General features: G+C 71.9%; 25 protein-coding genes. 10 read left to right on the forward strand and 15 right to left on the reverse strand.

Annotated elements, in window-relative coordinates; genetic code table 11:
• Positions 1 to 3: 3 nt before the first annotated feature.
• The gene (glgP, locus tag HZF19_RS00805; protein ID WP_208026820.1) at positions 4 to 2,565 is read right to left on the reverse strand and encodes an alpha-glucan family phosphorylase; all 2,562 of its coding nucleotides are present in this window, start codon (positions 2,563 to 2,565) and stop codon (positions 4 to 6) included.
• Between the two features lie 50 nt (positions 2,566 to 2,615).
• On the reverse strand, positions 2,616 to 3,071 hold the full coding sequence (locus tag HZF19_RS00810) for a peroxiredoxin (protein WP_208026821.1): 456 nt from the start codon (positions 3,069 to 3,071) through the stop codon (positions 2,616 to 2,618).
• Between the two features lie 55 nt (positions 3,072 to 3,126).
• Here HZF19_RS00810 and HZF19_RS00815 point away from each other — a divergent pair, with 55 nt between their 5' ends.
• Together HZF19_RS00815 and HZF19_RS00820 are read left to right on the forward strand one after the other, a co-directional pair.
• Positions 3,127 to 3,966 (forward strand): ParA family protein, encoded by an 840-nt coding sequence (locus tag HZF19_RS00815; protein ID WP_208026822.1) that lies wholly within the window; start codon positions 3,127 to 3,129, stop codon positions 3,964 to 3,966.
• Positions 3,914 to 4,369, forward strand: coding sequence for a hypothetical protein (locus HZF19_RS00820; RefSeq protein ID WP_208026823.1), 456 nt, complete (start codon positions 3,914 to 3,916; stop codon positions 4,367 to 4,369). Before HZF19_RS00815 ends, HZF19_RS00820 begins: the two co-directional genes overlap by 53 nt.
• A 14-nt stretch (positions 4,370 to 4,383) precedes the next feature.
• Here HZF19_RS00820 and HZF19_RS00825 read toward each other — a convergent pair whose 3' ends face one another.
• On the reverse strand, positions 4,384 to 4,896 hold the full coding sequence (locus HZF19_RS00825; protein ID WP_208026824.1) for an ANTAR domain-containing protein: 513 nt from the start codon (positions 4,894 to 4,896) through the stop codon (positions 4,384 to 4,386).
• Positions 4,897 to 5,025: 129 nt separating this feature from the next.
• On the opposite strand from HZF19_RS00825, the gene HZF19_RS00830 reads away from it, so the two are divergent.
• The 3 genes from HZF19_RS00830 (at position 5,026) to HZF19_RS00840 (ending at position 9,489) form a co-directional block, all read left to right on the forward strand.
• Complete coding sequence (locus HZF19_RS00830) at positions 5,026 to 5,781, forward strand: esterase/lipase family protein (protein WP_208026825.1); 756 nt, start codon at positions 5,026 to 5,028, stop codon at positions 5,779 to 5,781.
• Between the two features lie 124 nt (positions 5,782 to 5,905).
• The gene (locus tag HZF19_RS00835) at positions 5,906 to 6,925 is read left to right on the forward strand and encodes a zinc-dependent alcohol dehydrogenase family protein (protein WP_208026826.1); all 1,020 of its coding nucleotides are present in this window, start codon (positions 5,906 to 5,908) and stop codon (positions 6,923 to 6,925) included.
• Between the two features lie 185 nt (positions 6,926 to 7,110).
• The gene (locus tag HZF19_RS00840) at positions 7,111 to 9,489 is read left to right on the forward strand and encodes a putative bifunctional diguanylate cyclase/phosphodiesterase (protein ID WP_208026827.1); all 2,379 of its coding nucleotides are present in this window, start codon (positions 7,111 to 7,113) and stop codon (positions 9,487 to 9,489) included.
• Here the strand turns inward: HZF19_RS00840 and HZF19_RS00845 are convergent.
• The 3 genes from HZF19_RS00845 to HZF19_RS17020 all read right to left on the reverse strand — a co-directional run bounded on the left by HZF19_RS00845 (position 9,461) and on the right by HZF19_RS17020 (position 13,014).
• Entirely contained in the window at positions 9,461 to 10,885 is a 1,425-nt protein-coding gene (locus tag HZF19_RS00845; protein WP_208026828.1) for a putative bifunctional diguanylate cyclase/phosphodiesterase, read from the reverse strand. The genes HZF19_RS00840 and HZF19_RS00845 overlap by 29 nt on opposite strands.
• 62 nt (positions 10,886 to 10,947) lie before the next feature.
• On the reverse strand, positions 10,948 to 12,351 hold the full coding sequence (locus HZF19_RS00850) for a sensor histidine kinase (protein WP_208026829.1): 1,404 nt from the start codon (positions 12,349 to 12,351) through the stop codon (positions 10,948 to 10,950).
• Positions 12,352 to 12,354: 3 nt separating this feature from the next.
• Entirely contained in the window at positions 12,355 to 13,014 is a 660-nt protein-coding gene (locus HZF19_RS17020; RefSeq protein ID WP_208026830.1) for a response regulator transcription factor, read from the reverse strand.
• A 150-nt stretch (positions 13,015 to 13,164) separates the two neighbouring features.
• Here HZF19_RS17020 and HZF19_RS00860 point away from each other — a divergent pair, with 150 nt between their 5' ends.
• Entirely contained in the window at positions 13,165 to 13,635 is a 471-nt protein-coding gene (locus tag HZF19_RS00860) for a hypothetical protein (protein WP_208026831.1), read from the forward strand.
• Between the two features lie 288 nt (positions 13,636 to 13,923).
• Here HZF19_RS00860 and HZF19_RS00865 read toward each other — a convergent pair whose 3' ends face one another.
• Entirely contained in the window at positions 13,924 to 14,064 is a 141-nt protein-coding gene (locus HZF19_RS00865) for a hypothetical protein (protein ID WP_208026832.1), read from the reverse strand.
• An 80-nt stretch (positions 14,065 to 14,144) separates the two neighbouring features.
• Between HZF19_RS00865 and HZF19_RS00870 the strand changes: the two genes are divergently transcribed.
• The 3 genes from HZF19_RS00870 to HZF19_RS00880 are packed head-to-tail and all read left to right on the forward strand — an operon-like array spanning position 14,145 to position 16,447.
• A complete protein-coding gene (locus tag HZF19_RS00870) occupies positions 14,145 to 15,056 on the forward strand; it encodes an FAD:protein FMN transferase (protein WP_208026833.1) in 912 nt (303 codons plus the stop codon).
• Positions 15,053 to 15,631 (forward strand): ferric reductase-like transmembrane domain-containing protein, encoded by a 579-nt coding sequence (locus HZF19_RS00875; protein WP_208026834.1) that lies wholly within the window; start codon positions 15,053 to 15,055, stop codon positions 15,629 to 15,631. Before HZF19_RS00870 ends, HZF19_RS00875 begins: the two co-directional genes overlap by 4 nt.
• A gap of 15 nt (positions 15,632 to 15,646) precedes the next feature.
• Positions 15,647 to 16,447, forward strand: a complete 801-nt coding sequence (locus HZF19_RS00880; protein ID WP_208026835.1) for a universal stress protein — start codon at positions 15,647 to 15,649, stop codon at positions 16,445 to 16,447.
• 36 nt (positions 16,448 to 16,483) lie between these two features.
• Here the strand turns inward: HZF19_RS00880 and HZF19_RS00885 are convergent, their stop codons facing one another.
• From HZF19_RS00885 to HZF19_RS00900, 4 genes are all read right to left on the reverse strand, one after another.
• Positions 16,484 to 17,293, reverse strand: coding sequence for a maleylpyruvate isomerase family mycothiol-dependent enzyme (locus HZF19_RS00885; RefSeq protein ID WP_208026836.1), 810 nt, complete (start codon positions 17,291 to 17,293; stop codon positions 16,484 to 16,486).
• 26 nt (positions 17,294 to 17,319) lie between these two features.
• A complete protein-coding gene (locus tag HZF19_RS00890) occupies positions 17,320 to 18,036 on the reverse strand; it encodes a crotonase/enoyl-CoA hydratase family protein (RefSeq protein ID WP_208026837.1) in 717 nt (238 codons plus the stop codon).
• Positions 18,033 to 18,569, reverse strand: a complete 537-nt coding sequence (locus HZF19_RS00895; RefSeq protein WP_208026838.1) for a DUF6790 family protein — start codon at positions 18,567 to 18,569, stop codon at positions 18,033 to 18,035. The genes HZF19_RS00890 and HZF19_RS00895 overlap by 4 nt, the downstream gene beginning before the upstream one ends.
• A gap of 219 nt (positions 18,570 to 18,788) precedes the next feature.
• Positions 18,789 to 19,625 carry a DUF6159 family protein gene (locus HZF19_RS00900; protein ID WP_208026839.1) on the reverse strand — a complete coding sequence of 279 codons (837 nt, stop codon included), beginning with the start codon at positions 19,623 to 19,625 and terminating at the stop codon, positions 18,789 to 18,791.
• 148 nt (positions 19,626 to 19,773) lie between these two features.
• Here HZF19_RS00900 and HZF19_RS00905 point away from each other — a divergent pair, with 148 nt between their 5' ends.
• Positions 19,774 to 20,286: a CarD family transcriptional regulator gene (locus HZF19_RS00905; protein ID WP_208026840.1), complete on the forward strand. Its 513-nt coding sequence runs from the start codon at positions 19,774 to 19,776 to the stop codon at positions 20,284 to 20,286.
• Positions 20,287 to 20,299: 13 nt separating this feature from the next.
• Here the strand turns inward: HZF19_RS00905 and HZF19_RS00910 are convergent, their stop codons facing one another.
• From HZF19_RS00910 to HZF19_RS00925, 4 genes are all read right to left on the reverse strand, one after another.
• A complete protein-coding gene (locus HZF19_RS00910; protein WP_208026841.1) occupies positions 20,300 to 21,520 on the reverse strand; it encodes a C69 family dipeptidase in 1,221 nt (406 codons plus the stop codon).
• A gap of 38 nt (positions 21,521 to 21,558) precedes the next feature.
• Positions 21,559 to 22,035, reverse strand: a complete 477-nt coding sequence (locus HZF19_RS00915; protein WP_208026842.1) for an SRPBCC family protein — start codon at positions 22,033 to 22,035, stop codon at positions 21,559 to 21,561.
• A gap of 98 nt (positions 22,036 to 22,133) precedes the next feature.
• On the reverse strand, positions 22,134 to 22,844 hold the full coding sequence (locus tag HZF19_RS00920; RefSeq protein ID WP_208026843.1) for an ABC transporter ATP-binding protein: 711 nt from the start codon (positions 22,842 to 22,844) through the stop codon (positions 22,134 to 22,136).
• A 19-nt stretch (positions 22,845 to 22,863) separates the two neighbouring features.
• Positions 22,864 to 24,417, reverse strand: a complete 1,554-nt coding sequence (locus HZF19_RS00925) for a hypothetical protein (RefSeq protein WP_208026844.1) — start codon at positions 24,415 to 24,417, stop codon at positions 22,864 to 22,866.
• Positions 24,418 to 24,424: the final 7 nt, after the last annotated feature.

A 24,424-nucleotide genomic window follows, 5' to 3' on the forward strand; every position in this document is an offset into this window, starting at 1 on the left:
TGCTCAGGAGTGGGCGGTCTGGGTGCCAGGGTGCGGGGCCCAGGCGATCCGCCCCAGCACCGCGGGGTTCGGCAGATCGGGGTGCGAGGGAACCACGCGCACCGTGAAGCCGAAGTTGCCGGCGCGGTCGAAGTCGATCTCGTGCTGGTAGCGCCGCCACCCGGGGTGCTCCCCGTCGCCCGCGAGCTCCATGGCCACCACCCGAGGCTGGCGGATCTCGTCCTCGAGGTCCACCTCCCCGTACACGAGCTGGACGGCGACGTCGCCGGGCTCGAGCTCGCCGAGCACGATCTGCGCGGTGACGAGGTAGGACGCGCCCTGCTCGGTCGGGAGCTCCTCGTAGGTCGTCGACCGAACCGCCACCGACGGCCAGGCCCGGTCGAGCTGGTGACGCCAGCGCACGAGGGCCTTGGCCCGCTCGTAGCCGCTCGCTGAGAGGTGCTCGGAGTGCACGGCGGCCGGCTCGTACATCTCGGTGACGTACTCGCGCAGCATCCGGCTGGCCTCGACCTTGGGGGCGAGCCGCGAGATCGAGCGAGCGACCCGCTTGACCCAGTCGTTCGGCACGCCGTCGTCGTCGCGCCGGTAGAACATCGGGACGACCTGGCGTTCGAGGATGCTGTAGAGGCCGGCTGCCTCGAAGCGGTTGCGGGCCTCGATGTCGGGCTCGTCTTCCACGGAGGGGATCGCCCAGCCCACGTCGGGCTCGTACATCTCGTCCCACCAGCCGTCGAGCACCGAGCAGTTCAGCCCACCGTTGAACACCGCCTTCATGCCGCTGGTACCGCACGCCTCGTTCGGTCGCAGCGGCGTGTTGAGCCAGACGTCGGCGCCCTGGACCAGCATGCGGGCCACGCTGATGTCGTAGTCCTCGATCAACACCAGCCGGTGGCGGATGTCGAGGTCCGCAGCAGTGTTGGCGATCGTCTGGAGCAGGTGGTGTCCCTGCTCGTCGGCCGGGTGGGCCTTGCCTGCGAAGACGAGCTGCACGGGGCGTTCGGGATCGAGCAGCAGGGCCCGCAGGCGCTCGGGATCGCTCAGCAGCAGCACAGCCCGCTTGTAAGCGGCGAAGCGGCGGGCGAAGCCGATGGTGAGCACGTCGGGATCGAGTGCCTCCTCGGTCCACGCCACCTGGGGTTCCGACAGCCCGCGCCGCAGGCCCGACTGGCGCAGGCGGTGCCGGGCGTAGCTCACCAACCGCTCCCGGTTGGCGCAGCGCAGCTTCCACAGCTCCCTGGCCGGGACGTCCTCGATCGCTCGCCAGGCGGCCGGATCGGCTTGCGGCCAGTCCTCCCCGAGCACCTTCTCGTACAGGCTGCGGAACCCGGTCGAGGTCCAGGTCCGGGCGTGCACCCCGTTGGTGACCGAGGTGATGGGGACCTCGGCCAGCGGGACCTGGGGCCACAGCCCGGCGAACATCGCCCGGCTCACGGCGCCGTGCAGCTTCGCCACCCCGTTCGAGCGACCGGCGAGCCGCAGGCCCATCGTGGCCATGTTGAACACCTCGCCTTCGGGGGTGCCCGGCTCGTGACCGAGCGCCATCAGCTCGTCGAGGGTGACCCCGAGCTCGTGGCACCAGTTCCCGAAGTACTTCTCGATCAGCTCCCGCGGGAACCGGTCGATGCCGGCGGGGACGGGGGTGTGGGTGGTGAAGATCGTCGCCGGCCGGCTCGCGGCGCGAGCTTCGGCGAAGGAGAGCCCTTCGTCGAGCATCAGGCGGCGGATCCGCTCCAGGGCCAGGAATCCCGCGTGGCCCTCGTTCATGTGGAACACCTGGGGCCGGGCTCCCAGCGCGTCGAGAGCCCGCACCCCACCGACGCCGAGGACAAGCTCCTGGCGGATGCGCTCCTCCGGGCCGCCCCCGTAGAGGCGGTCGCAGACCAGGCGGCTGTAGTCGTCATTGTCGTCGATGTCGGTGTCGAGCAGGTACAGCTCGATGCGCCCGATCTGCGCCTGCCAGAGGCGGGCGTGCACCGGCACGCCGGCGAGCTCGACCGTCACGGTGAGGTCCTTGACCGGCGAGAGTGCCATGGCCCGGGGGTCGAGGCGGGGGAAGCGCTCGACCTGCCAGCCGCGGGCGTCGAGCTCCTGGCGGAAGTAGCCGTGCCGGTAGAGCAGGCCGATGCCGATCAGCGGCAGTCCGAGATCGTCGGCGGCTTTCAGGTGGTCGCCGGCGAGCACGCCGAGTCCCCCGGAGTACTGGGGGAGCGCGGCCGCGATGCCGAACTCCGGTGAGAAGTAGGCCACCGATCGCAGCGGGGATCCCTCGCGGTGCTGGAACCAGCGGGGCTCGTCGAGCGTGCGGCGCAGCTCGCGATGGACGGTCGCGGCCAGCGATGTGAAGGCGGCGTCGGTGGCGAGCTGCTCGAGGCGCTCGGTGGACATGGTCGACAGCATCAGGGCCGGGTCCTGGCCCTCGAGTTCCCAGCCCTCGCGGTCGAGCCGGCGGAAGAGGTCCTGTGCCCGCTCGTCGTCGCTCCAGCCGAGGTTGAGGGCGACCTCCCGCAGCGGCTCCAGCGAGGGCGGGAGCTGGGAGACGACGGTGAACGTCTGGACGGCCTTCATGGCGACCGACGGTAGCGGTGGTGGGCCCCTGCCCGTGCCGGTCCCGGGGCTCAGCTGCCGGAGCGGATCGTGGCCAGAGCTGCGTCGATGTGCTTGCGGGGGCGGAACTGGGAGCTGAACACCGAGCGGATCGTGCCTTCGGGGTCGATCACGTAGGTGACCCGGCCGGGTAGCAGGCCGAAAGTCCGACCCACCCCGAACGCCGAGCGGGCCGTGCCGTCGACGTCGGCCAGCAGGGTGAAGGGCAGCCGGTGCTTCTCCGCAAACTGCCGGTGCGATTCCACCGGGTCGGCGCTGATGCCGATCACCTCGGCGCCGGCGTCGGTGAAGTCCTCGTAGGCGTCCCGGAAGGAGCAGGACTCAGCCGTGCAGCCGGGGGTGTCGTCGGCGGGGTAGAAGTAGACGACGACCCAGCGCCCTCGCAGGTCACGGAGCGCGACCGGCTTCCCGTGCTGGTCCGGCAGGGTGATGTCCGGCGCGGCGTCGCCTGCTCTCAGCTCGGTCACGTAGGTCCTCAAGGCGTGGGCGACGCCGCGTATTCCTGCACTACCGTTGGATCCCATGTCCGGGCGCACGACGATCGCCGTGGTGAACCAGAAGGGCGGCGTGGGCAAGACCACGGTCGCGCTCGGGCTGGCCTCCGCGGCCGCTCACACCGGCCGGCAGGTGGTGGTGATCGACCTCGATCCCCAGGCCAACGCCACCACCGGGCTCGCCGTGTGGGACCCGCCGGTCACCGTCGATCGGGCCCTCGAGGCCGAGCGCCCGGGCGTGCTCACCGAGGTGCTGTGCCCGTCGGGTTGGCCGGCCGATCTCGGCCGGCTGCCACTGGTGGCGCCCAGCTCGCCGGCGCTCGCCGCCCGGGAGCCCCAGCTGGCCACCGATCCGGTCGGGGCCCAGGACCGGCTCCAGGTGGCAATGGAAGGCCTGGCCTGCGAGCTGGCGATCATCGACTGCCCGCCGTCGCTCGGGCTGCTCACCGTCAACGGTCTGTTCGCGGCCGACCAGGCGTTGATCGTCACCGAGCCCGCGGCCTGGGCCTCGGACGGGGTGCAGCAGATCACGCGCACCATCCACCGGATCAGCCAGCGCCGGGGCGGAGCGCTCACCATCGCCGGCATCGCGGTGAACCGCCTCGGCCGCACCCGGGACGCCCGCTACTGGCACGACCAGCTCGTCGAGCAGTACGGCGACGAGGTGCTCCCGCCGGTTCACCTGCGAGCCGCCGTGGCCGAAGCAGCCGCGCAGTCGCTGCCGATCCACGCGCTCGGCCACCGGCCGGGAGCGCCCGAGGCCGCCGCGGAGCTCGAGGCCGTCCTCGAGCGCATCCTGCCCACTGGAGCCCCTGATGCCGCAGTACGACCCGCAACGTTCGCGTCGCCGCCAGCCGCCGCCTCCTGACGACGAGCCGGCTCCGGTCGACGCCCTGCTCGAACCCCCGACCAAACCGGCGGGGCCCGAGGGGGTCGACGGGGTCGAGCTGCCCCGCGGTGTCGAGGTCGAGGTCGTGGGGGGCGAGGTGGTCGTGCACACGGGTGAGGCCGACGTGGAGATCTCGCCCCGGGGCGACGACATCGTGGTGCACACCGACCAGGCCGATGTCGAGGTGCTCCCGACGGTCGACGAGGTGATCGTCAGCACCCCGGCCGAGGATGTCTACGTCGACACCACCAGCGGCGTCGTCGAGCACGCCGATGGGGCGGGGCGCCGCTCGCGCCGGGCCGCGCTGGCCGCGGTGATCCTGGCCGTGGTGATCGCCGCCGTGCTGCTGGTGCGCCGGTGGTCCGGTAAGCGCACCGGCTGAGCGACGGCCGTTGCTCAGCCCCCTGCCCGGCGGTCCCCCCGGCGGCGATCCTGGCCGCTGCGGCGCTCGGCGAAGACCTTCGTCCAGTCCTGGTGCTGGCGGCGGTCCTTGCCGGAGCGGCGCTCGCCGCCTACGCGGCGCTCCCCGGTCAGGAGCTGCTCACGCAGCCGGGCGAGCGCCCGCTCGAGCGTGGGCAGGTCACCCCAGGGCACGGCCTCGCTGACGGAGGGATCGGCGGCGAGGAGCTCCAGGTCCGGTGAGGAGCTGGTGAGGATGACCTCGGGAGCTGCGGCACCGTCCTGGCTGGCCGGGGAACGCAGCTCCCGCGCCGCCTCCACGCCCGTCGTGCCGGGCAGCTCCTGGCGGGCCACCACCACGCTCGGGTGCACGTGCGCGAGCAGACGCAGCAGGTCGACGGCGTTCGCCACCCGCCCGGCGACCGTGTAGCCCGCCGCCTCGGCGGCCGCCTCGACTGCGGTGGCAGCGAGGTCGTCGTGGTCACACACCACCAAGCTCAATTCGCGCACGGTGACAGCGTGCCACTCTGCGCGTTGACAAGTGAACACCCCTCCTCTAGGGTGTGACTACGGTCACCCCGGGGCGATGGGAGGGGTGGCCTTGGACCGCCGCTCCCGCGGCATCTGGAGGAGGGACAGATGCGTCGTAACCGCCGCACGCTCGTCGTGCTCGCGCTCGTGCTCGCCTTGCTCGGCATCGGGACGCCGTTCGTGGCGACCGCCGGAGCGACCACGACCAAGGATCCGGTCATCATCGTGGCGGGGACGTTCTCCCCGGCCATCGCCAACGAGCCGCTGGCGGCCCGGCTCCGCAACGACGGCTACAAGGTCTGGATCTACGAGCTGCCCGGCCTCGGCCTCGGCGATATCGGCCAGACCTCGAGGCCCCTGGCCACGCTCGTCGATCAGGTCCGTGCCCAGACCGGCTCGGCCAAGGTCGACCTCATCGGCCATTCGCAGGGCGGGCTGGTCGCTCGCTACTACGTCAAGTACCTGGGCGGCTCGACCAAGGTCGACCGGGTGATCAGCCTCGGCGCCCCTCACTACGGCACCTATGTGGCCAACATCGCCGATTTCCTGGGACTCGGGAGCTGCATCGGCATCATCGCCTGCGAACAGATGGCGATCGGCTCCGCGTTCTTGAACGACCTCAACGCCGGGCCCGACGTGATCGCTCCGGTGAAGTACACCAACATCTACACCGCCCAGGACGAGCTGGTCCGCCCGGTCACCAACGCCACCCTGCGTGACGGGGCCGAGAACGTGAAGGTGCAGGACCAGTGCTGGTTGCGGGTGGTCGGCCACCTGGGCTTGATCCTCGACGGGACCGTCTACGACGGCGTGCGCGACGCCCTGCGCAACGAGCCCGTGCGGTTCAACTGCTGGGCGCTCTGACCGCGTCGATCACCAGGGGGTGGGGGATCGAAGGGGACCGGTCGTGAGGCCGGTCCCCTTCGCGTCCGCCCCGGAGTCGACCGCGACCGGGCGTCCCGCGAGGCAGCCGGTTACCGTTCGCGGCGTGAGGCGTGCGATGCGGCTCAGCGATCCCGCGCCGGCGAGCGCGGGTCCGCTGGAGCTGGTCGAGGACCCGGACCTCGAGCCTGCTCCCGGTGAGGTGATCGTCGAGGTCGCGGCGTGCGGTGTGTGCCGGACCGACCTGCAGCTCTGCGAGGGTGATCTCCCGGCGCGGCGGCTGCCGATCGTGCCCGGCCACCAAGCGGTCGGCGTCGTGCGAGCAACCGGGGACGGCGTGGACCAGGCGCTCGTCGGCACCCGGGTCGGCGTGGCGTGGATCGCCGGTACCTGTGGGCGGTGCCGGTTCTGCCGCCGCGGTCGGGAGAACCTCTGCGAGCAGGCCACCTTCACCGGATGGGACCGCGACGGGGGCTTCGCCACCCAGCTGTCGGCCCGCGCCGAGTTCGTGCACCGCCTGCCGGACGGGTTCGCCGACCTCGACGCTGCGCCGCTCCTCTGCGGCGGCGCGATCGGGTACCGCTCGCTGGCGGTGGCCGGGCTCGGGCCCGGATCGGCCGGGACTCGGCTCGGGCTGTACGGCTTCGGTGCGTCGGCGACCTGCGTGATCCAGGTCGCTCGCTACTGGGGGTGCGAGGTCCATGTGGTGACCCGCTCCACCGCGGAGCAGCAGCGGGCCCTCGACCTCGGTGCTGCCTGGGTGGGCGGCCCCGCCGAGCAGCCACCCGTGCCGCTGGACGCGGCCATCACCTTCGCGCCGGTGGGGGATGTCGTGGTGTCGGCGCTGCGGGCCCTCGACCGCGGCGGGATCGTGGCCGTCAACGCCATCCACCTGGACCGGGTCCCCGAGTACCCCTACGAACTGCTGTGGTGGGAACGCCAGATCCGTAGCGTGGCGAACGTGACCCGCGAGGACGTGCGCTCATTCCTTCACCTGGCGGCCGAGATCCCCGTGCGCACCACGATCGAGGTGCACCCCGTCGAGCAGGCCAACGAGGCCCTGCGCCGGCTGGCCGACGGCGAGGTCACCGGCTCGGCCGTCCTGCGTGTGTCTCGAACCGACTAGGCTTGCTGGGCCTCGCCCGCCGGACGCTGGCGGACAGGACGGGCTCGGGGCTCGACGGATGGGCCCACCGATGGGCCCGGACGAGACGATGGGCACGGCGGGCGGGACGGACCGGGCAGGCGGTCAGAGGGCAGTCGGTACGAGAGCAGCGTCCGCCAGGACCTGCTCGATCGAAGGGTGGGCAGTTGACGACGTGGAACCGGCGGCTGTCGGTCGCCAACCAACGTCAGCGACCGGCGTTCGCGAAGGACGACGTGCTGCGAGAGGCGGTGACCCTCGGCGTGCAGGCGGACGACCAGACCGCGCTGCTTGCGCTGGCCCGGGTAGCGGCGAACCGGCCCGGGTACCGCACCACGCTGGTCGTGCGCACCGACGAGGATCGCCCGGTGGTCTTCGAGGTGATGCACACGCCGAGCGGCCCGGTCGCCCGGCCGAGCGGCGCGGCCCAGCCCATCGACGACGGTACGGCGGAGAGCCCGGGCGAGCGCGGGCAGGCTCAGCAGGATGAGCCCGCCGACGGCCCCGACATCACCCGGGTACTCACCGACACACTCGTCGAGACCCCGGACCTGGTGGCGGTGTTCGCATCGGTCGGGCACGAGGCGTTGTGGGCCAACGACGCGTTCGTCACCCTCGTGCCGATCCGCGCCGCGGACAAGATCTGGCTGGTCGAGCTGCTCGACGAGTGGTCCAAGGGTCACTACGAGGTGAAGGTCCTCCCCGCGCTGGTGAAGTACGGTCGGTGGCGCGGCCGGCTCACCCTGCTCGCGGGCGGCGGCGATCCGACGCCGGTCTCGGCGGTGCTCGTGGCCCACCGCGACCACCAGGGCGAGATCGAGGCCGTTTCGATGGTGGCCCGCAACCTGGCTGACCTGCTCGGGGCCGATCAACCTGCTGACACGAGCGAGACCCGGTTCGCGGCCCTGGTGGAGCACACCAGCGATGTGATCGCCGTGGTCGGCATCGACGGGGTGGTCCAGTTCGCCAGCCCGGCCACCACCCGCATCCTCGGGCATCCCGACGGCGCGCTCGAGGGGAGGAACCTGCTGGAGCTGGTCCACCCGGACGACGTCCCGGCCGATCTCGCTGCGCTGGCTCGGCCGGACGAGCAGGGCGTCGGCGCACCGGTCGAGCTGCGCCTGCAGGCAGCCGACGGCGGGTGGCGCCATCTGGAGATCATCGTGAGCGATCTCCGGGGCAACCCGGCGATCGGTGGGCTGGTGCTCAACGGCCGTGACGTCACCGACCGTGTGGAGGCGGCGCAGGCGGTTGCTGCCCGGGCGTTCACCGACCAGCTGACCGGCCTGCCGAACCGTGTCCGGCTGCTCGACCGGCTGGCGCGGGCACTACAAGCTGAAGAGGGGGCGACTGCCACGGTGGCGGTGTTGCTCGTGGACCTGGACCGTTTCCGGGCCGCGAACGAAGCCTTCGGCAAGGAGGTCGCGGACCAGGCGCTGGCCGAGGTCGGTTCCCGCCTCGCCGCCGCCGCTGGCCCGGGCACCACCACCGCCCGGTTGCGCAGCGACGAGTTCGCGGTGCTGCTCCCCGACGTCGGCGACCCCGCCGAGGCGGTGCGGGTCGCCTCGCGGCTGCTGGCCGCGGTGCGCGAGCCCCTCGGCGCGGGAGGCTCGCGGCTCGAGCTGACCGCGAGCGTCGGCATCGCCTTCGGGGCGTCGGGCGACGAGTCCGAACAGCTCCTTCGCGACGCCGATCACGCCATGCAGATCGCCAAGGAAGCCGGCGGCGACCGCAGCGAGACCTTCACCGACGCGTTGGCCGAGCAGTCCTCGCGCCGGCGCGACGTCGAGCAGCGGTTGCGCGAGGTGATCGATGACGAGTCGCTCGTCGTCCACTACCAGCCGATCATCGACGTCGAGTCCGAGGCGGTGGTCGGGGCCGAGGCGCTCCTGCGGGTGGATGACGGCGCCGGCTCCCTGCTGTCCCCGGCCGAGTTCATCGACGCCGCCGAGTCGACCGGGTTGATCACCCGCCTCGGCTCCCAGGTGTTGGGTCTCACCTGCGCCCAGCTGGCAGCGTGGTCGCAGCTCCCGGACGGTCCGCACGAGGTGTCCGTGAACGTGTCGCCCCGGCAGCTCGCCGACCCCGATCTCCCCAACCACGTGCTGCACGCCCTCAACGCGTCGGGCGTCCCGGCCGACCAGCTGTGCCTGGAGATCACCGAGAGCATCCTGCTCGGCCACCAGGCGATCGTCGATGCCAGCATCTCCTATCTCCGCGCTCTCGGGGTGAAGGTCGGTCTCGACGAGTTCGGTGCCGGGCACTCGTCGCTGGGCTACCTCAAGCGCTTCCCACTCGACTTCGTGAAGATCGATCGCTCGCTCGTCGCCGGGCTCGGCACCGACGAGCAGGACACCGCCATCGTCCGAGCAACGGTCGAGTTGGCGCACAACCTGGGGCTCACGGTGGTCGCCGTCGGGGTGGAGACCGATGAGCAGCTCGAGATGCTGCAGTTGCTCGGCTGCGACCGGGCACAGGGGTACCTGTTCGCGCCGCCCTCGTCCCCCGAGGAGCTCGTCAGCCGGATAGCGGGGGGCGGCGCCTGACCGTCCCCGTGGCCAGCATCGCGTCGATGTCACCGGCCGGCACCGGTGCACCGAACAGCTCACCGGTGCCATAGTCGCAGCGCATGCTCTGCATCAGCACGGCCTGGTGCTCGGTGTCCACGCCGTCGGCGAGCGCGGCCATGCCGAGTGCGTGGCACAGGCTCACGAGCTGCTCCACGATCGCGTCGTCGGCACGGTTGGAGCCGATCGCCTGCACGAAGACCCGGTCGATCTTCAACAGGTCGAGCTGGAAGCGGCGCAGGTAGCGCAACGACGAGTAGCCCACCCCGAAGTCGGCCAGGCCGAGCAGGATGCCGGCCTCCTTCAGCGGCCGTAGGCGGGTCCAGGAGTCCTCCACCTGGGAGCCGTACGCCCATCCGGGGATCTCGAGGCAGAGGCGGTCAGGGGTGGCGCCGGCGCGGTCGAGGATCCGTAGCACCTGGTCTGCGAGATCGGCCTGCGCCAGCAGCCTCGGCGGCACCCGGGCGATCGTGCGCAGCTCGATCGTGCCGAACCGGTCCTGCCAGTCACGGCTCTGGCGGCAGGTCTCCTCCAAGCCCCACCAGGCGACGGGCACCAGGAGCCCGGTGGCGTGGAGGCGTTCGACGAACGAGTGGTCGGTGACCGTTCCCCGGTCGGGGTCGTCCCAGACCAGCCTGGCTTCCACGGCGGCGATGCGGCCCGAGCCCAGCTCGACGACGGGCAGGTAGTGGAGCCGGAACTGCTCTTCGTCGACCGCTCGGCGTAGCCGCCGCTCGGCGTGGACGGGGGTGTCCCCGACTCGGAGGTTCTCGTCGTAGATCGTGATCGTGGTGCCGGCGGAGCCGGCCGCGGCCGCCCGCTCGAGCGCCAGCCCGGCGTCCGCGAGCAGGTCTCCCACCGAGCGGTCGGCGCGGTCGTCGAGCACGGCCCCGATCAGCAGCGTCACCCGGATGTGGTCGTGGCCGATCGCGTACGGCACCTCCATCGCGGCGCCGATCTCGGCGGCGCGGCGCGCCAGCGCGTCGCGGTCCCGTACCCCGTCGAGCACGACCACGAAGGTCGGCCCGGCGTCGCGGGTGACCACCTCGCCAGGGCGGTCACGCTCGAGGAGCTGGGTGGCCACGGCGCGGAGCAGCGCGTCACCCACCTCCGGCCCGTAGGTCTCGTTGACCAGCTCGAACCGGTGGAGGCGAGCGGCGATCACCGCCACGTGCGTGCCACCGCGGCCCGCGCGCTCCCGGGCGGCGGTGAGCGTCTCGGCGATGACCGTCCGGTTCGGCAGGCCCGTGAGGCCATCCGTGCGGACGGTCCGCTCGAGCTGCCGCTGGGCGACGGAGGCGCGGCGCTGGCCGGCCAGCGCGGTCGTGACGGCCACGGCGGTGACCACCAGGAGCGCGACGATGGCGAAGGCCATGGTCAACGATAAGCCGTCCGGGGCCGCCAGGACGCCTGTGTCGGCTGCGAGGTGGATCGGCTTCAGCGTGGCGGGGCGAGAGGGAGTCGCACGACGGCGTCGATGCCTCCCCCAGGTGCCTCCTCGAGGGTCAGATCCCCGTGGTCGGCCCGGGCCAGTTGGCTGGCGATCGAGAGACCAAGACCGCTCCCCCCGAGCTCGTCCCGGCTGGTGCCCGCCCGCCAGAAGCGGTCGAAGGCCCGCCCGCGCTGCTCCGGTGTGAGGCCGGGACCCTGGTCGATGACGTGGATGGCGACGGTGGCGGGATGACCGTCGGAACGGCCGCCGGGCTCGGCCCGCAGCTCGATGGTCGAGCCGCTCGGCGCGGCATCGAGGGCGTTGGCCAGCAAGTTGTCGAGGATCTGCATGAGGTGATCGGGCGTGGCCAGGGCCGTCAGCCCTGCCCCGTCGGCGTGGAGGCGGATGCCGCGCTCGGTGGCGATCGGCTCCCACGCCGCCGCTCGCTCGCCCAGCAGCTCGTCGAGGGACAGGACCTCGGCGGCCGACGCGTCTGGGCCGCGGTCGGCACGGGCCAAGGTGAGCAGGCCGTCGACCAGCCTGGCGAGCCGGCCCACCTCCCGGGTGGCGCCGGCGAGGTCATCGGCCGCCACCTCGTCGATGTGGTTCTCCATCATCTCCAAGCGCAACCGCAGGGCGGTCAAGGGGGTGCGCAACTGGTGGGAGGCATCGGCCACGAACTGCCGCTGGGCGCCCACGAGTTGCTCGAGCCGAGCGGCCGTGGCGTTGAAGGCCCGAGCCAGCTCACGTAGCTCCGGGGGGCCGGAGCCGACCGGGGCCCGGGTCTCCAGCGCCCCTCCACCGAGTGCCGCGGCAGCCCGGCGCAACTCGTCGATCGGTCTCGTGACCCACCGGGCGAACAAGGTGCCCACCCCGGCCGCCGCGGCCAGCGACACCGCGGCGATGGCCCCGAGCAGGAGCCAATATCGGTGGACCTGCTCATCGATCTGGGCGGTGGAGTAGCTGAGCCGGACTGCGCCGTGGATCACGCCCCCCGAGCTGACCGGCACCGCCACGTAGAGCAGCTCGGTGCCCAGCGTGTCGGACCATCGGCTCCCCGTCACGATCCGCTGTTCGAGCGCCTCGGCGATCTCCGGACGGCTCACGAAGGACCGCTGACCCTCACTGGGTGGATCCGAGTCGGCTTGCACCACCCCGTTCGCGTCGACGATGACCACCCGGGCCCCGGTGCGCGCCGTGTAGCCGTCGACCAACACTTGCTCGTCGATGGGTCGGAGCCCTTCGAGCGAGTCCTCCACGAACGCTGCGAGGGTGAACGCGTCGCGCAGCAGGTTGGTCTCGAGCCGTTCCCGCTCCCGTTGCGAGTAGCTGACCGCGAGCGGGATCTCGAGCGCGGCGAGCACCAGCACCGTCAAGGCGAGGTAGGAGAGCAGGAGGCGGCGGCGCAAGACTCAACCCGGGGCACGGAGTCGGAACCCGACGCCGCGGACGGTCTCGACCAACGTCGGGTCTCCGAGCTTCTTGCGCAGCGAGGCGACATGCACGTCGAGGGTCTTGGTGGGGCCGTACCAGTGGGCGTCCCACACCCGCTCGAGGATCTCGTCGCGAGTCCGGGTCGCTCCGGGATCCTCCGCCAGCAGGGCGAGCAGGTCGAACTCCTTGCGGGTCAGGACCACCTCCTCGCCTCCCACGTGCACCCGCCGCCGGCGGGTGTCGACCGACAGCGGGCCCAGCGTGAACACCCCGTTCGAGGGTGCAGCCAGAGTCGCCCGGCGGGTCACGGCCCGGATGCGGGCCACCAGCTCGCGGAACCCGAAGGGCTTGACCACGTAGTCGTCGGCGCCGAGCTCCAGCCCGATCACCCGATCGACCTCGTCACCCCTGGCGGTGATGACGATGATCGGGACGGTGGATCGGGTACGCAGCTCGCGGCAGACCTCGTACCCGTCGATGTCGGGCAGCCCGAGGTCGAGGAGGATCACGTCGACCGGGTCGTGGGCGATGGCGTCGGTTCCGGTGCTGACCCGACTGACCGTGAAGCCTTCCCGCTCGAGGCCCCGCACCAGGGGCTCCGCGATCGCGTCGTCGTCCTCGACGAGTAGCACCTGCACGTCACCAGGCTGTCACGGCAGGGTCGGGCCGGGAGCGGACTTTGCCAGGACTTAACCCGGCCCGAGCCTGGCGTTGGGAGGCCGACTCGTACGCTCGGACCATCGGAAGCCGGCTCCTCCCGGAGCCGCTGCTCGTCGAGAGGAGCACGCATGGATCGTCGGGTCGCACTCACCTTCGCCGGCGTCGGGGCGCTCACCGTCGCCGCCGGAGCGGCTGTCGTGGCGGCCAACCTCGGGATCCTCGGGATGGCCGGAGCGGACGGCGAGGTCGGGACGCTCGACGCGCAGACCGTCAGCGACCTCGCCGGTACCGTCCCGCCGACCACCGCCGGCCCCGGGGTGGTGGTGGTCGACGAGTACGTGGTCGAACCCGCCTCTGCACCCCCCAGCACCACCGGCGCCGGCGGATCGAGTTCCTCGGCCGGTGCGACCGGGGATGATCGATGGGAGCAGGGTGGGGCGAGCCTCGATCCGGCCGTGACGGGCGCGGGCAGCAGCGCCGCCTCGGCGTCGCCGACGACGACGACCCGGGTGCGTGTCGACGACGACCGTGAGCGGCACGGCGAGGACGACGACCTCGAGCACGAGATCGAACGGGAGCGGGACCCTGATGACGACTGACGAGCCGGCGAGGCAGGGTCCTCCGGTGCCTCCCCCCTCGCCTTCCTCGCCTCGAGCCTCCTCACCGCCCCGGCGTCGTCGACACCCCGCGGCCGCCGCGCGGGTCCTGGCCGGAGGTCTGAGCCTCACCGCGACCGCGGCGCTGATGACGGCGATGGCCCTCCAGCGTGATCAGGCATCGAGCCAAGCGGTCCAGCTCGCCGTGAGCGGCCCCTCCAGCGGGTCCAAGGTGGTGGGGGACGATCCGGCCACCTCGTCGGGTCCTCCGGCCACCCTCGTCAGGCGGCGTCACCTGCTGGTCCCGGACGACGGGTCGCGCTCGACGGCCCGCAGCTCGACGGCGTCCAGCCGGGCGACCCCCGGACGTTCGAGCACGGTGGGGACGCCGGCGTCGTCGTCCGGATCCTCTTCGTCGTCATCGTCGTCCACCCTGTCAGGCTCGTCCTCATCGCCATCCTCGTCGTCATCGTCCTCGTCGGGATCGACCCGAGCCCCGGTGACGAAGAGCCGTGCGAGCTGAGCGGCGGTTCCCGGCCATGGGCTCGGAGGCCCACGTCATCGTGGTCGGCGTCGCGACCGAGCGGCTGGTGGAGCTCGCGGTGCGGGAGCTCGAGGCGCTCGAGGAGCGGTGGAGTCGCTTCCGCCCCGACAGTGAGCTGAGCCGTCTCAACGCCGTCGCCGGCACGCCGGTGGAGCTGAGCCCGGTGACCTTCGACGCCGTCCAGCGAGCGGTGGAGGCGTGGCGTGACACCTTCGGGTACTACGACCCCACCGTCCTGCGGGCCCTCGAGCGAGTGGGCTACGACCGCAGCTTCGAGCTGCTGACTCACGCCGGTCCCCGACCCCGGACCGACGCGCCACTGCCGTGCCCTGGCTGCGTGGGCATCGAGCTCGACCCCGCCAATCGGACCGTACGGTTGCCGGCCGGCGTGGCGATCGACCTCGGCGGCATCGGCAAGGGTCTGGCGGCCGACCTGGTCTGCGAACACCTCCTGGATGCAGGTGCCGACGGCGCGTCGGTGAACGTCGGGGGCGACGTGCGGGTGGCAGGCGCGTCCCCCTCCCCGGACGGGTGGGTCATCGACGTCGACGATCGGGCGGTCGTCAGCCTGGCCGAGGGTGCGGTGGCGACCAGCTCGACCACCCGGCGGCGCTGGACCGTCGGCGGGCGGGGCTACCACCACCTGATCGACCCGGCCACCGGCCTCCCGGCGGAGTCCGACCTGGTCACCGTGTCCGTCGTGGGAGCGACGGCGGCCTTCGCCGAGGTGGTCGGCAAGGCGGCGTTGATAGCGGGTGCGGCCGTCGGCACCTCGATCGTCGTGGAGCACCAGATGGCTGCGCTTATGGTGGACGCCGACCGCTGCGTGTCGCGGGTCGGCGGTTTCGAGAAGTACGAACTCGCCGGGGCCTTGGCATGACCTCGGTGCTCGGCGCGACGCAAGTGTGGTGGCACCTGGCCCGCTCGAGCGGGCTGGTCGCCTGGGCGCTCTCCGCGCTCGCGGTGCTGTGGGGCCTGGCCCTGTCTACCCGGGCCCTCGGGCGGAGACCGAAGGCCCCGTGGTTGCTCGACCTCCATAGGTTCCTGGGTGGGCTCACGGTGCTGTTCGTCGGGGTGCACCTGCTCGGCCTGTGGGCCGACTCCTACGTCCAGTTCGACGCGGCCGACCTGCTCGTGCCCTTCGCCAGCTCCTGGCGCCCGGTGGCGGTGGCGTGGGGGGTGATCGCCTTCTACTTCCTGCTGGCGGTGGAGGTCACCTCGCTGCTGATGAAGCGCCTCCCGAAGCGGTGGTGGGGGCGGATCCATCTCACGAGCTACCTGGTGTACGGGCTGGCGACCGTGCACCTGCTCACCACCGGGACCGATGCCACGAGCCGGGCGGTGTTCTGGGTGGTGTTGGCGTCGCTGGCCGGCGTGTCGTTCTTCAGCGTGTACCGCTGGGTGGGCCCCGGTCGGCAGGGAAGCACGGGACGCATCGCGGGGTCGCCGGGCTGAGCCAGAATGGCTCGGATGTACGCGAACGTGATCGTCCCCTTCGACGGCACGCTCCCGGCCCGGGCGGTGCTGGCACCGGCGGGCGACCTGGCGTGGCATTGTGATGCCCGGGTGGTCATCGTCAACAACACCGAGGCCAGCGACAAGGCCTCGAAGGCCGCGCTCAAGTCCCGGGCGATGTCGATGAGTGGCTCCGACGTCGACTTCTGGGTCGACCTCGACCACGACCTCGGCCGCGCGCTCATCGAGGCGGCCAGGCACCGGGCGGATCCGATCATCGCCATCCCGATCCGCACCAAGCCGGGAGGGTTGCGCCGCCGGCCGGTCATGGCCGCCATGCCCGCGCAGGTGCTGCTCGAGTCACCCGTCCCGGTGCTGGTCATCGGCCCCAAGACCGACGTGACCCGGGGCCTGCCCATGACCGAGTTGGTGGTGGCCCTCGACGGTTCGCCCGAATCCGAACAGGTGTTGCCCGTGGCGGTGCAGTGGGCCCGGGAGCTGAAGCTCGACCTGATCCTGGTGGGCGTGGTGCGGGCGGGCGGCGGGGGTGCCGGCGGGCACGAGGGCGAACGGCGCTACTTGGAGGAGCGGGTGGCGGCGGTTGGTGCCGAGGTGCCGAGGACCTCGTTCGAGCTGCTCGAGGCACCCGATCCGGCCACCGGCCTGTGCCGCTTCTTGGCCGACCACGAGGACGCGGTCATCGCCATGAGCACCCACGGCCGCAGCGGGCTCGACGACCACCCGCTCGGCAGCGTCGCCCAGGGCGTGCTGCTGGAGTCGCCTCGGGCCATGCTCTTCGTGCGCCCCACTCGCTAGCCGGTCGCGGCCCGGCGCGCCCGTCGCGGACCGGGGTCAGGGCGTGAAGGCGAGCGAGGCGAGCACCCGCTCGCCGAGAGGGATGTCGCCTTCGATGGTGACGCCTCCGGCGGCGCGTGCCTGCTCGGCGTCCCAGCGCCCGCCCCCCAGGGCGACGAAGGTCTCGAAGGGCAGGGTGATCCGCACGGTCGGATCGTCGGGTGGTTGCTCGACCAGCCGGGCCCGGCCGTCCACTACCACCGGGAAGGTGATCCCGGGACCGCCAGTGGTCACGAGCACCACGGAGCTGCCCTCCGGGGCTCCAGCTCGCTTGCCGACGACGTAGCCCAGCGCGGCCCGGAAGCGCTCGAGGGCCACGTCCACCACCGGACCGGTCAGGTGACCCGGCCGGTCGAGCGCCCGCCGGATGTCCTGCTCGTGCATCCAGCAGTCGAACACCCGCACGGCCATGAAGTCCCGGTAGGGCACCTCGCCGATGGGTGAGAGGCTCGGCCGATCGAACTCCTCGGTCGTCATGGCCCGCAGGTGCTCGAGCCGGCGGGTGATCTGCTCCCGGAACTCGGCGAGCAGCTCCGCACCGGGACGGGAACGGCGTTCCTCGACCCAGGTCTCGAGGCTGACGGCGAAGGCGTCCCGCAGGTAGGGGAGGTGGGAGACGTCGACGGACGGTTGCGGGTCACCCATGAGCATGCGCTCCACCCCGACGACGTGGCTCACGCAGTCCTTGACGGTCCAGCCGGGCAAGGCGGTCGGGGTCTGCCATTCCGCTTCGGTGAAGCCGTCGCAGAGCGCGTCGATCGAGGCCCACTCGTCGGCCAGCCGATCCACCATCGGTTCGTCCGCCATGCCCTCGATGCCTCCTGTGTTTCGGGTCACGGCTCGACGACGAACGCGGCGATGTCAGCCGCCAGACCGGCCCGGACTCGCTCGGCCCGCTCGCCCCGCAGGTGCTCACGGGTTCGCCGGAACCCGGCTGGGTTGAGGGTGGTGGCGAGGGTGCCGGCGTGGTCCAGCGCGGCTTGCTCGACGTCGTCGGGTGAGACCACCTCGTCCAGGTAACCCGCATCGACGGCGGTGGTGGGGTCGTAGATCCGGGCGTGGTTCACTGCTGCGGTGAGGTGCCGGGGCGAGAGGCGATCCCGGGCGAGTTCGGTTGCGAACCGGGGGACTGGCATGCCGATCGCCACCTCGTTGAGGCCGATCTTGAACTCCCCCGCGGCGCCGATCCTCGTGTCGGCCGCGAGCAGCAGGATGGCGCCCATGGCCAGGGCGTGGCCGGTCACGCCCAGCACGACGGGTGCTGGGAAGGTGTAGATGCGCAGGGCGAGTTCGGCGCCCACCCGTAGCAGGTCACGGGCTTCGTCGATGCCGCTGCGCATGACGGTGAGGTCGAACCCGGCGGAGAACCGTCCGGGCCGGCCGGCGATGACCACCGCCCCGGCGGTGTCGGTCTCGGCCTGGGTGAGCCCGCGGTCGAGCTCGGCGGCGATGGCGTGCGAGATGGCGTTGGCCTTGCCGTCGTCGATGCGGATGACTGCCACGGAGCCGTCGAGCCGGTAGGTCACGGCGCCCTCGGTGCTCCCGGTCATGCGCCCACACCTGCCCCCGCCTGCGCGGGTGTCAGACGGCCTGCCGGCCCGCTGGCCCGGCGGTAGGCGGCGAGCAGGATCACCGCCACCAACGGTACGCCGACGTCGGTCGGCAGCACCCACACGTTCGACGGTTCGTTGTTGTCGTGCGCGACCCACTCCATGACGTGCCCGATTGCGTCACCCCAGTAGAGGAGCGCCCAGCTCCAGACCGCAGCGGTCAGCCAGCCGTCGCGCCGCCAGATCGTGCCCACCCCGAGGGCCCCGATGGTGATGTCGGCCCAGCCGACCTCCCACTGGAACATGCTCGGGGCGTAGCCGATCTGCTCGGCGATCTCGGTGGAGTTGGGACCGATGTGGCCGGTACCCCCGAAGATGCTCCACGCGCCGCTGCCGGCGGTGAGCCAGATCAGGTACAGCTCGATCGTCCGCCGGTGGGTCCCGCGGTCGAGGTGCTTGTCGAGCCGCACGTGGATGGTGGCTGCCACCACCACGATGACGACCGGGACGAGAAAGAACGCCAACGAGCCCATGGCGACCGACGGTACCGCACCGGCCCGCCCCGCCGCCCCATCCCGAACTGTTCAGCGATTCGCGGTGTGCAGCCGCGTGCTGCTGAACAGTTCGCTCACCCCTTCCGAAGTGTTCAGCGATTCGCGGTGTGCAGCCGCGTGCTGCTGAACAGTTCGCTCACCCCTTCCGAAGTGTTCAGCGATTCGCGGTGTGCAGCCGCGTGCTGCTGAACAGTTCGCTCAGAAGCGGCGGGTCTTGGGCTGGAAGGCGGCCTGCAGCTCCTCCGAGCTGAACGCGGCCGGGGCCTGCCCTCCGGACGCGAACAGGTACAGCGCGGTGCGGTAGATGCCGTTGAGCGCGCTGAGCACCACCGAGGTGACCGCGATCCAGATGGCGGCGATGGCGATCCCGGCGATGGGGATGGCGGGGACCACCACGAAGATGACGAGGAGCGCGGGCAGGACGACGAGCAGGCCGAGGATGCCGAAGCCGCCCTGGGCGACGAGGTTCTCACCCCAGGTCTGCTTGAACAGCGTGGCGGACCGCTTGAGGGAGTCCACCGGCCCGGTACCTTCGACGACCACGACCGGTACCGCCAGCCAGGTGACGATCTCCCAGGCCATCCCGACGAGCCTGACGACGATCTGGCCCAGGAACCCGGCTCGGTCACGGAGGGCCTGGAGGATCAGTCCGACGGTGCCGGTGAGCATGGACCACAGGAACAGCGGGCCGATCCGGGAGTTGGCTTGGCGGAACGCGCTGGCGAGTGTCGGGTCACCGCCGGTGAGCCGCTGATAGGCGCCCGAGACCAGCACCGCGGCGAAGAAGGTGACCACGAATGTGATGAGCAGGTACCCCACCGCGCCGACCACGTAGGTGAACGGCGTCGGGGTGACCTCGGTCTCACCCGCCTGGGAGGTCGGGTCGAGGGTGAGCCACGCGGCACCCCCGACGAGGGCCATGACCACGATTGTGCACACGAAGCTGATCACCGGGATCGCGGCGAGCTCCTTGTCGGTCTTGAGGACCGCCCAGGACGATTTGGCGAGGGCCCAGCTGTTGGCGATGCGCCGCATGGGACCACGGTAGGTCATCGCCGCCGACGATGGGAGGGATCGGTGACCGGCGGCGGTCGCCGCGTCGCCGTCGGGGGTCGCCCGATGGTGTGAATCGGCGGTCGATGAGGCACACTGGATGGTCCGCCGTTCCAGTCGGAGGTCGTCGGTGCGCTTCAGAGTCGGTTCGAAAGTCGTGTATCCCGCCCATGGCGTAGCCAAGATCGTGGCCCGCGAGCCGAGGATGTTGGACGGCAAGAAGGTCACCTATCTCGTCCTCTCGGTCCCGGAGCGTGGTTGGGGAACCTCCGGCGACATGAAGGTCTCGGTGCCCGAGGACCGGGCCGAGGACCTCGGGGTCCGCACGGCGATCTCGGAGGAGGACGCCGCGGACGTCCTCCAGGTGCTCGCGGCCACCGATGTGCGGGTGCCCTCGAACTGGTCGCGCCGGTTCAAGAACCATCAGGAGAAACTCAAGTCCGGCGACGTCTACGAGTGCGCCGAGGTGGTGCGCAACCTGGCGCTGCGCCAGCGCAACGGCTCGCTGTCCACCGCCGAGAAGTCGATGTACGCCAAGGCCCGGCACATCCTCACCTCCGAGCTCGCCGTGTCGTGGAAGGTCGACGACGAAGAGGCTGCCCTGCGGGTCGATCGGGCCCTCGGGCTCGTCCCCGAGAGCTGACAGCCGGACCCGCTCACACCCCGAGGCGGGCCAGCGCGCGGTCCACCCGCGTCCAGCTCTCCCCGACGAACGACGCCCAGCGTGCGGGGTCGGCCGCGACCTGTTCAGCCTCTTCCCACAGCTCGTCCTCGACCGGATCGAGCACCCCACGGATGGTCGCCAGCGCCTCGTCGGACGCGTCGCGGTCCCACGGATCGATCTCCACCCGCTCGCGAAGGGCGGCGAAGCGCCGGTAGGTGGCGACCTCCCCCAGCGCCGGGGGCACGAGGGGTGCTGGTCCCTGTCCGACGAACACCGGGAGGTACACGCTGGTGCATGGGCTGCCCATCGCTACCCAGGCCCGCACCGGCGGCTCGTCGCCGTCCGCTCGCAGCTCGGCGATCATCGAGGAGGTCGTGCACTGGTAGCCGCGCACGTGCATGCACACCGTGATGCCGGTGCCATCGGCCTCGATGGCGGGATCCGGGAGGCCCCTGGTCGTCGTGGTGGGGATCGCCCGGGCTGGCTGCCCGTGATCGCGCAGCACCCGCCGGAGGTCCAGCGGTGACGGCGCGGGGCCCGCGGCGTCGACCACCGGGCAGGTGACCGCGAGCCGCACGTCGGCCAGCCCGGTCCAGGCCTGCGGGTCGCGGAAGCGGTCCCAGTCATCGCCCGGTCGCAGATCGACCGAGGCCCGGGTCCAGTCGTCCCGGATGCCGATCCGGTTGGAGATCGCGGCGCCGGATCCGGCTGGCACGGGGCGGGCCGCCCAGCTGCGGCCACTGGTCTCGAGCACCCAGCCCGATCGTGGATCCGCGATGAGGAACGACGAGAAGTACGCCTCGTCGTCGATGGCATCTGCGACCCCACCCTGGCCGTGGCGCTCCAGCAGCGCGGTCATCAGGTCGAGGGCGTCGTCCGCGGTCCCGGCCCGCTCGAGGCCGAGGCGCACGAGGTCCATGCCGATCAACGCAGGCGGCTCCCGCTCCGGATCGTCGGCGGTCCAGACCTTCTCGTTGCCGATGGCCACCCCGTGCTCGTTGACGCCGTGCTCGAAGCCCCACAGCCAGTCGGGCCGGGCGCCGATCAGGGCCGCGGCTCCCTCGTCGGCGAGGGACAGGTACTGGGTGTGCAGCTCGCCGCCGCGGTCGCGGCGGCGGTGCGCCTCGATGAGCTGCACCTCACGCACCGGTCGGTCGGAGTTCTTGGCGAACAGCGTGCGGCCGGGTTGGATGGAGCACAGCGTGTCGCACATCGAGCGGGACGCTACCCGGGGTCGCGTGGCTGTGCGGATCATCGAGCGTGGGCCGTCACCACCTGCTCGAACTGGCGGACGCCGGCTCGCACGATCTGATCGTGCGACCAGGCCAGGAGCGGCCGGGCCACTCGGGCCAGCCGGCCGATCGCGGGGTTGGTGGGGGTCAGTGCCCAGCACAGCCGGGCCCGACAGCCGCCGGGCACCTCGAGCAGCTCCAGGCGGGCCGGTCCTGTCAGGTCGCCGGCGACCGTCGTTCCGACGACGGCTCGCTCCATCACCTCCACGACCTGGACCTCGAAGCGCAGGGTGTAGGGCAGGGGGGCGCGGATCTCGAACCGGGCCCGTGCCCCTCGATACAGGCCGTCGGCGTCGAAGGCGCGCAACCAGCGCCACCACTCTGGGAAGTCCTCGGTTCGCTCGATCATCGCCCAGAACGCGCCGGCCGTGACGGGGAAGGTCCAGGTTCGGTCGAACCGGAACGGTGCGGCTGCCGCCGCTGGCGAGATCGCCACCGGTCCAGCCTCGCAGAGCGGTGCGGTCGCGTGCCGGGTCAGCCCGCCGGTCGCGCCGCGCCATGCCGAGGAGCGGCATACCTCCGGCGGAGCGGCGCTCAGGCACCGACGAGGGTGCGGATCTTCTCCGGGTTGGCCGGCCCGTCGTAGTGGAGCTGGCCGTCCTGCAGGCCGACGCAGCGGGTGGCCTTGGGGGCCAGGTCGAGCTGGTGGGTGGAGACGATGACTGCCGCGCCCTGCTCGGCCACGTCCGCGAGCACGTCCACCAGGGTCTCCTGGCCCGGGGTGTCGAGGCCGACGAAGGGCTCGTCGACCAGCAGCAGGCTGAACGGCCGGATCAGGCCGAGGATCAGCGCGGCCTTCTGGCGGAGGCCCCGGCTGAACTTCGCCGGTAGGTCGTCGGCGCGCTCGGTGAGGTTGAACATCTCGAGCAGGTCGTCGGCGTAGCTCTCCCAGTCCTGGGTGCCGTGCAGCCGGGCGATGTACTCGATGTGCTCGTTCACGCTGAGGTCGTCGTAGAGCACCGGCGCGTCGGGCAGGTAGGAGGTGGCCGCCCGGGCTTCGATGCTGCCGACGGGCTGGCCGAGCACGTAGGCGTGGCCCTCGTTCGCCTGGAGCAGCCCGGCGCACAGGCCGAGGAACGTGGACTTCCCCGCCCCGTTCGGCCCCACGAGCATCACCAGCTCGCCGGGCTGCACTACCAGGTCGACCGGGGAGAGGCCCATGCCGTCGCCGTAGTCCTTGGCGAGCCCGACGACCTCCAGCGCAGCACCCGGATGGGCCGCGGGCGGCGGGGGCGGGGCGGGCATGGCGAAAGTCATGGCAGGCTCACAGGTGCTTGGGTTTGCGGTACCGGAGCCAGAGGAACGCTCCGAGCAGCGCGAACAAGCTATAGGTCGTGGCGCTCTGGACTGCCGGCAGGTCGAGGGCATCCGCGTCGCTGCCGGCCGCGAGCAACGGCAGCAGGCCGAGCACGACCAGGGCGGGGGGTAGCACTAGCCGCCCGAGCAGGACGAACCCCATCATGTCGGGTCCCAGCCCCGCCATCTGGGCCACGTCCGGGGCGCCCTGGGAGGTGCCGACGGCCGCTCCGAGGGCCGCCGCGCCCGCGGCCGTGACCATCGTCGCGGGTGCCAGCCGCACCACCACCTCGACGGGGACCAGCACCATCGACGACACCACCCCGATGACGTACACGATCGTCATCACCACGAAGGCTGCGGGCACGTGCTGGAGCAGCACCCTCCCCGGCTCCATGGGGAAGCTCTCCCAACGGGTGGGATGGTCGACCTCCTGGGCGATCGGCTCGGCCGCGTCGTACCCTGCGACGTAGAGGGCCAGGCCGCTCGCCACGATCATGGGGGTGACGCCGCGCCAGGCCGCGCCGGCGGCCAGGCCCGCGGCCACCCCGAGCAGCGCCAGGCGCACCAGGCGCACGGCGGGGAAGCGGGCCACGCTCTGCCAGTCTCGCCGCCAGGCGGCCGGCAACCGGCCACCCCGCCGGAGGCGGATCCACGGCCTGGCTCGGGGTCGTTCCTGGGAGAGCTGCCGGCGTAGCAGGACGACGGTACGGACATCCTGCAGGGTGACGGCGAAGCGTAGCTGCGAGATCAGCCCGGCCCGCCGCATGGCCGCCTCGATCGAGAGGCCCCCGACGTTCGCCAGCCCGGCGAGAGGCACCGCGACCGCGACCGCGACGCCGACCAGCGCGCTCGGGGCGATCTCGATGGGCCAGAACGCCAACCGGGCCAGCAGGGTGAGCGGCGAGGTGGTGGTACCGGCGAGCAGGTCGAGCACCGACCATCCCACGATCGCCCCCGCGACCAGGTTGGCCGCCAGCCATCCGACCCGCCGGCCCGACAGCACCATGGCCACCCCGGCGGCGAGCACCGCGAGCAGAGCGAAGGTCACCGCGCAGGCGGTGATGGCCGCCGCCACGTTCACGGGTAGGCGCCGCGCCGCGAGCTCGCCGACGATGGCGCCGACCACGACCCCGGCGAAGGCCAGGAACCGGAGCTGTTTGAGCGCCGGGCCTCGCAGCGCCAGGTTGCGGTCGACCGGTGCGCCCAGCTCGTGCAGCACCACCGGTCCCTCCAGGACGAGGGGCCCGCCGCGCCCGCCAGATCGGGCGCCGATACCGGCGGCCACCGCGAAGATCAGCCCGAGCACGGGAACCGAGTCGTGCAGGAACGTCAACGCCTCGTCGTTCGACAGCCGATCATCGGGCAAGCGACCCGCGGCGAACAGCACGAAGATCACCGCGGCCAGGGCCGCGATGTAGACCCGGTAGAGGGCGTCGACCCAGTGGACCTCGGCGAGGCGGTTGCGGCGCCGGGTCCGCCGCAGCTCGCGCAGCGCGTCGGCGAAGGCCGGGGAGGTCACGGCTGCG

The organism is Rhabdothermincola sediminis (assembly GCF_014805525.1).
Classification (GTDB): Bacteria; Actinomycetota; Acidimicrobiia; order Acidimicrobiales; family Acidimicrobilacustridaceae; genus Rhabdothermincola; species Rhabdothermincola sediminis.

Bases quoted from the DNA above. Each gene is read 5' to 3' on its own strand.
- glgP (WP_208026820.1), bottom strand. From the start codon at position 2,565: ATGAAGGCCGTCCAGACGTTCACCGTCGTCTCCCAGCTCCCGCCCTCG.
- HZF19_RS00815 (WP_208026822.1), top strand. From the start codon at position 3,127: ATGTCCGGGCGCACGACGATCGCCGTGGTGAACCAGAAGGGCGGCGTG.
- HZF19_RS00820 (WP_208026823.1), top strand. From the start codon at position 3,914: ATGCCGCAGTACGACCCGCAACGTTCGCGTCGCCGCCAGCCGCCGCCT.
- HZF19_RS00830 (WP_208026825.1), top strand. From the start codon at position 5,026: ATGCGTCGTAACCGCCGCACGCTCGTCGTGCTCGCGCTCGTGCTCGCC.
- HZF19_RS00845 (WP_208026828.1), bottom strand. From the start codon at position 10,885: ATGGCCTTCGCCATCGTCGCGCTCCTGGTGGTCACCGCCGTGGCCGTC.
- HZF19_RS00860 (WP_208026831.1), top strand. From the start codon at position 13,165: ATGGATCGTCGGGTCGCACTCACCTTCGCCGGCGTCGGGGCGCTCACC.
- HZF19_RS00875 (WP_208026834.1), top strand. From the start codon at position 15,053: ATGACCTCGGTGCTCGGCGCGACGCAAGTGTGGTGGCACCTGGCCCGC.
- HZF19_RS00880 (WP_208026835.1), top strand. From the start codon at position 15,647: ATGTACGCGAACGTGATCGTCCCCTTCGACGGCACGCTCCCGGCCCGG.
- HZF19_RS00885 (WP_208026836.1), bottom strand. From the start codon at position 17,293: ATGGCGGACGAACCGATGGTGGATCGGCTGGCCGACGAGTGGGCCTCG.
- HZF19_RS00890 (WP_208026837.1), bottom strand. From the start codon at position 18,036: ATGACCGGGAGCACCGAGGGCGCCGTGACCTACCGGCTCGACGGCTCC.
- HZF19_RS00895 (WP_208026838.1), bottom strand. From the start codon at position 18,569: ATGGGCTCGTTGGCGTTCTTTCTCGTCCCGGTCGTCATCGTGGTGGTG.
- HZF19_RS00900 (WP_208026839.1), bottom strand. From the start codon at position 19,625: ATGCGGCGCATCGCCAACAGCTGGGCCCTCGCCAAATCGTCCTGGGCG.
- HZF19_RS00910 (WP_208026841.1), bottom strand. From the start codon at position 21,520: ATGTGCGACACGCTGTGCTCCATCCAACCCGGCCGCACGCTGTTCGCC.
- HZF19_RS00920 (WP_208026843.1), bottom strand. From the start codon at position 22,844: ATGCCCGCCCCGCCCCCGCCGCCCGCGGCCCATCCGGGTGCTGCGCTG.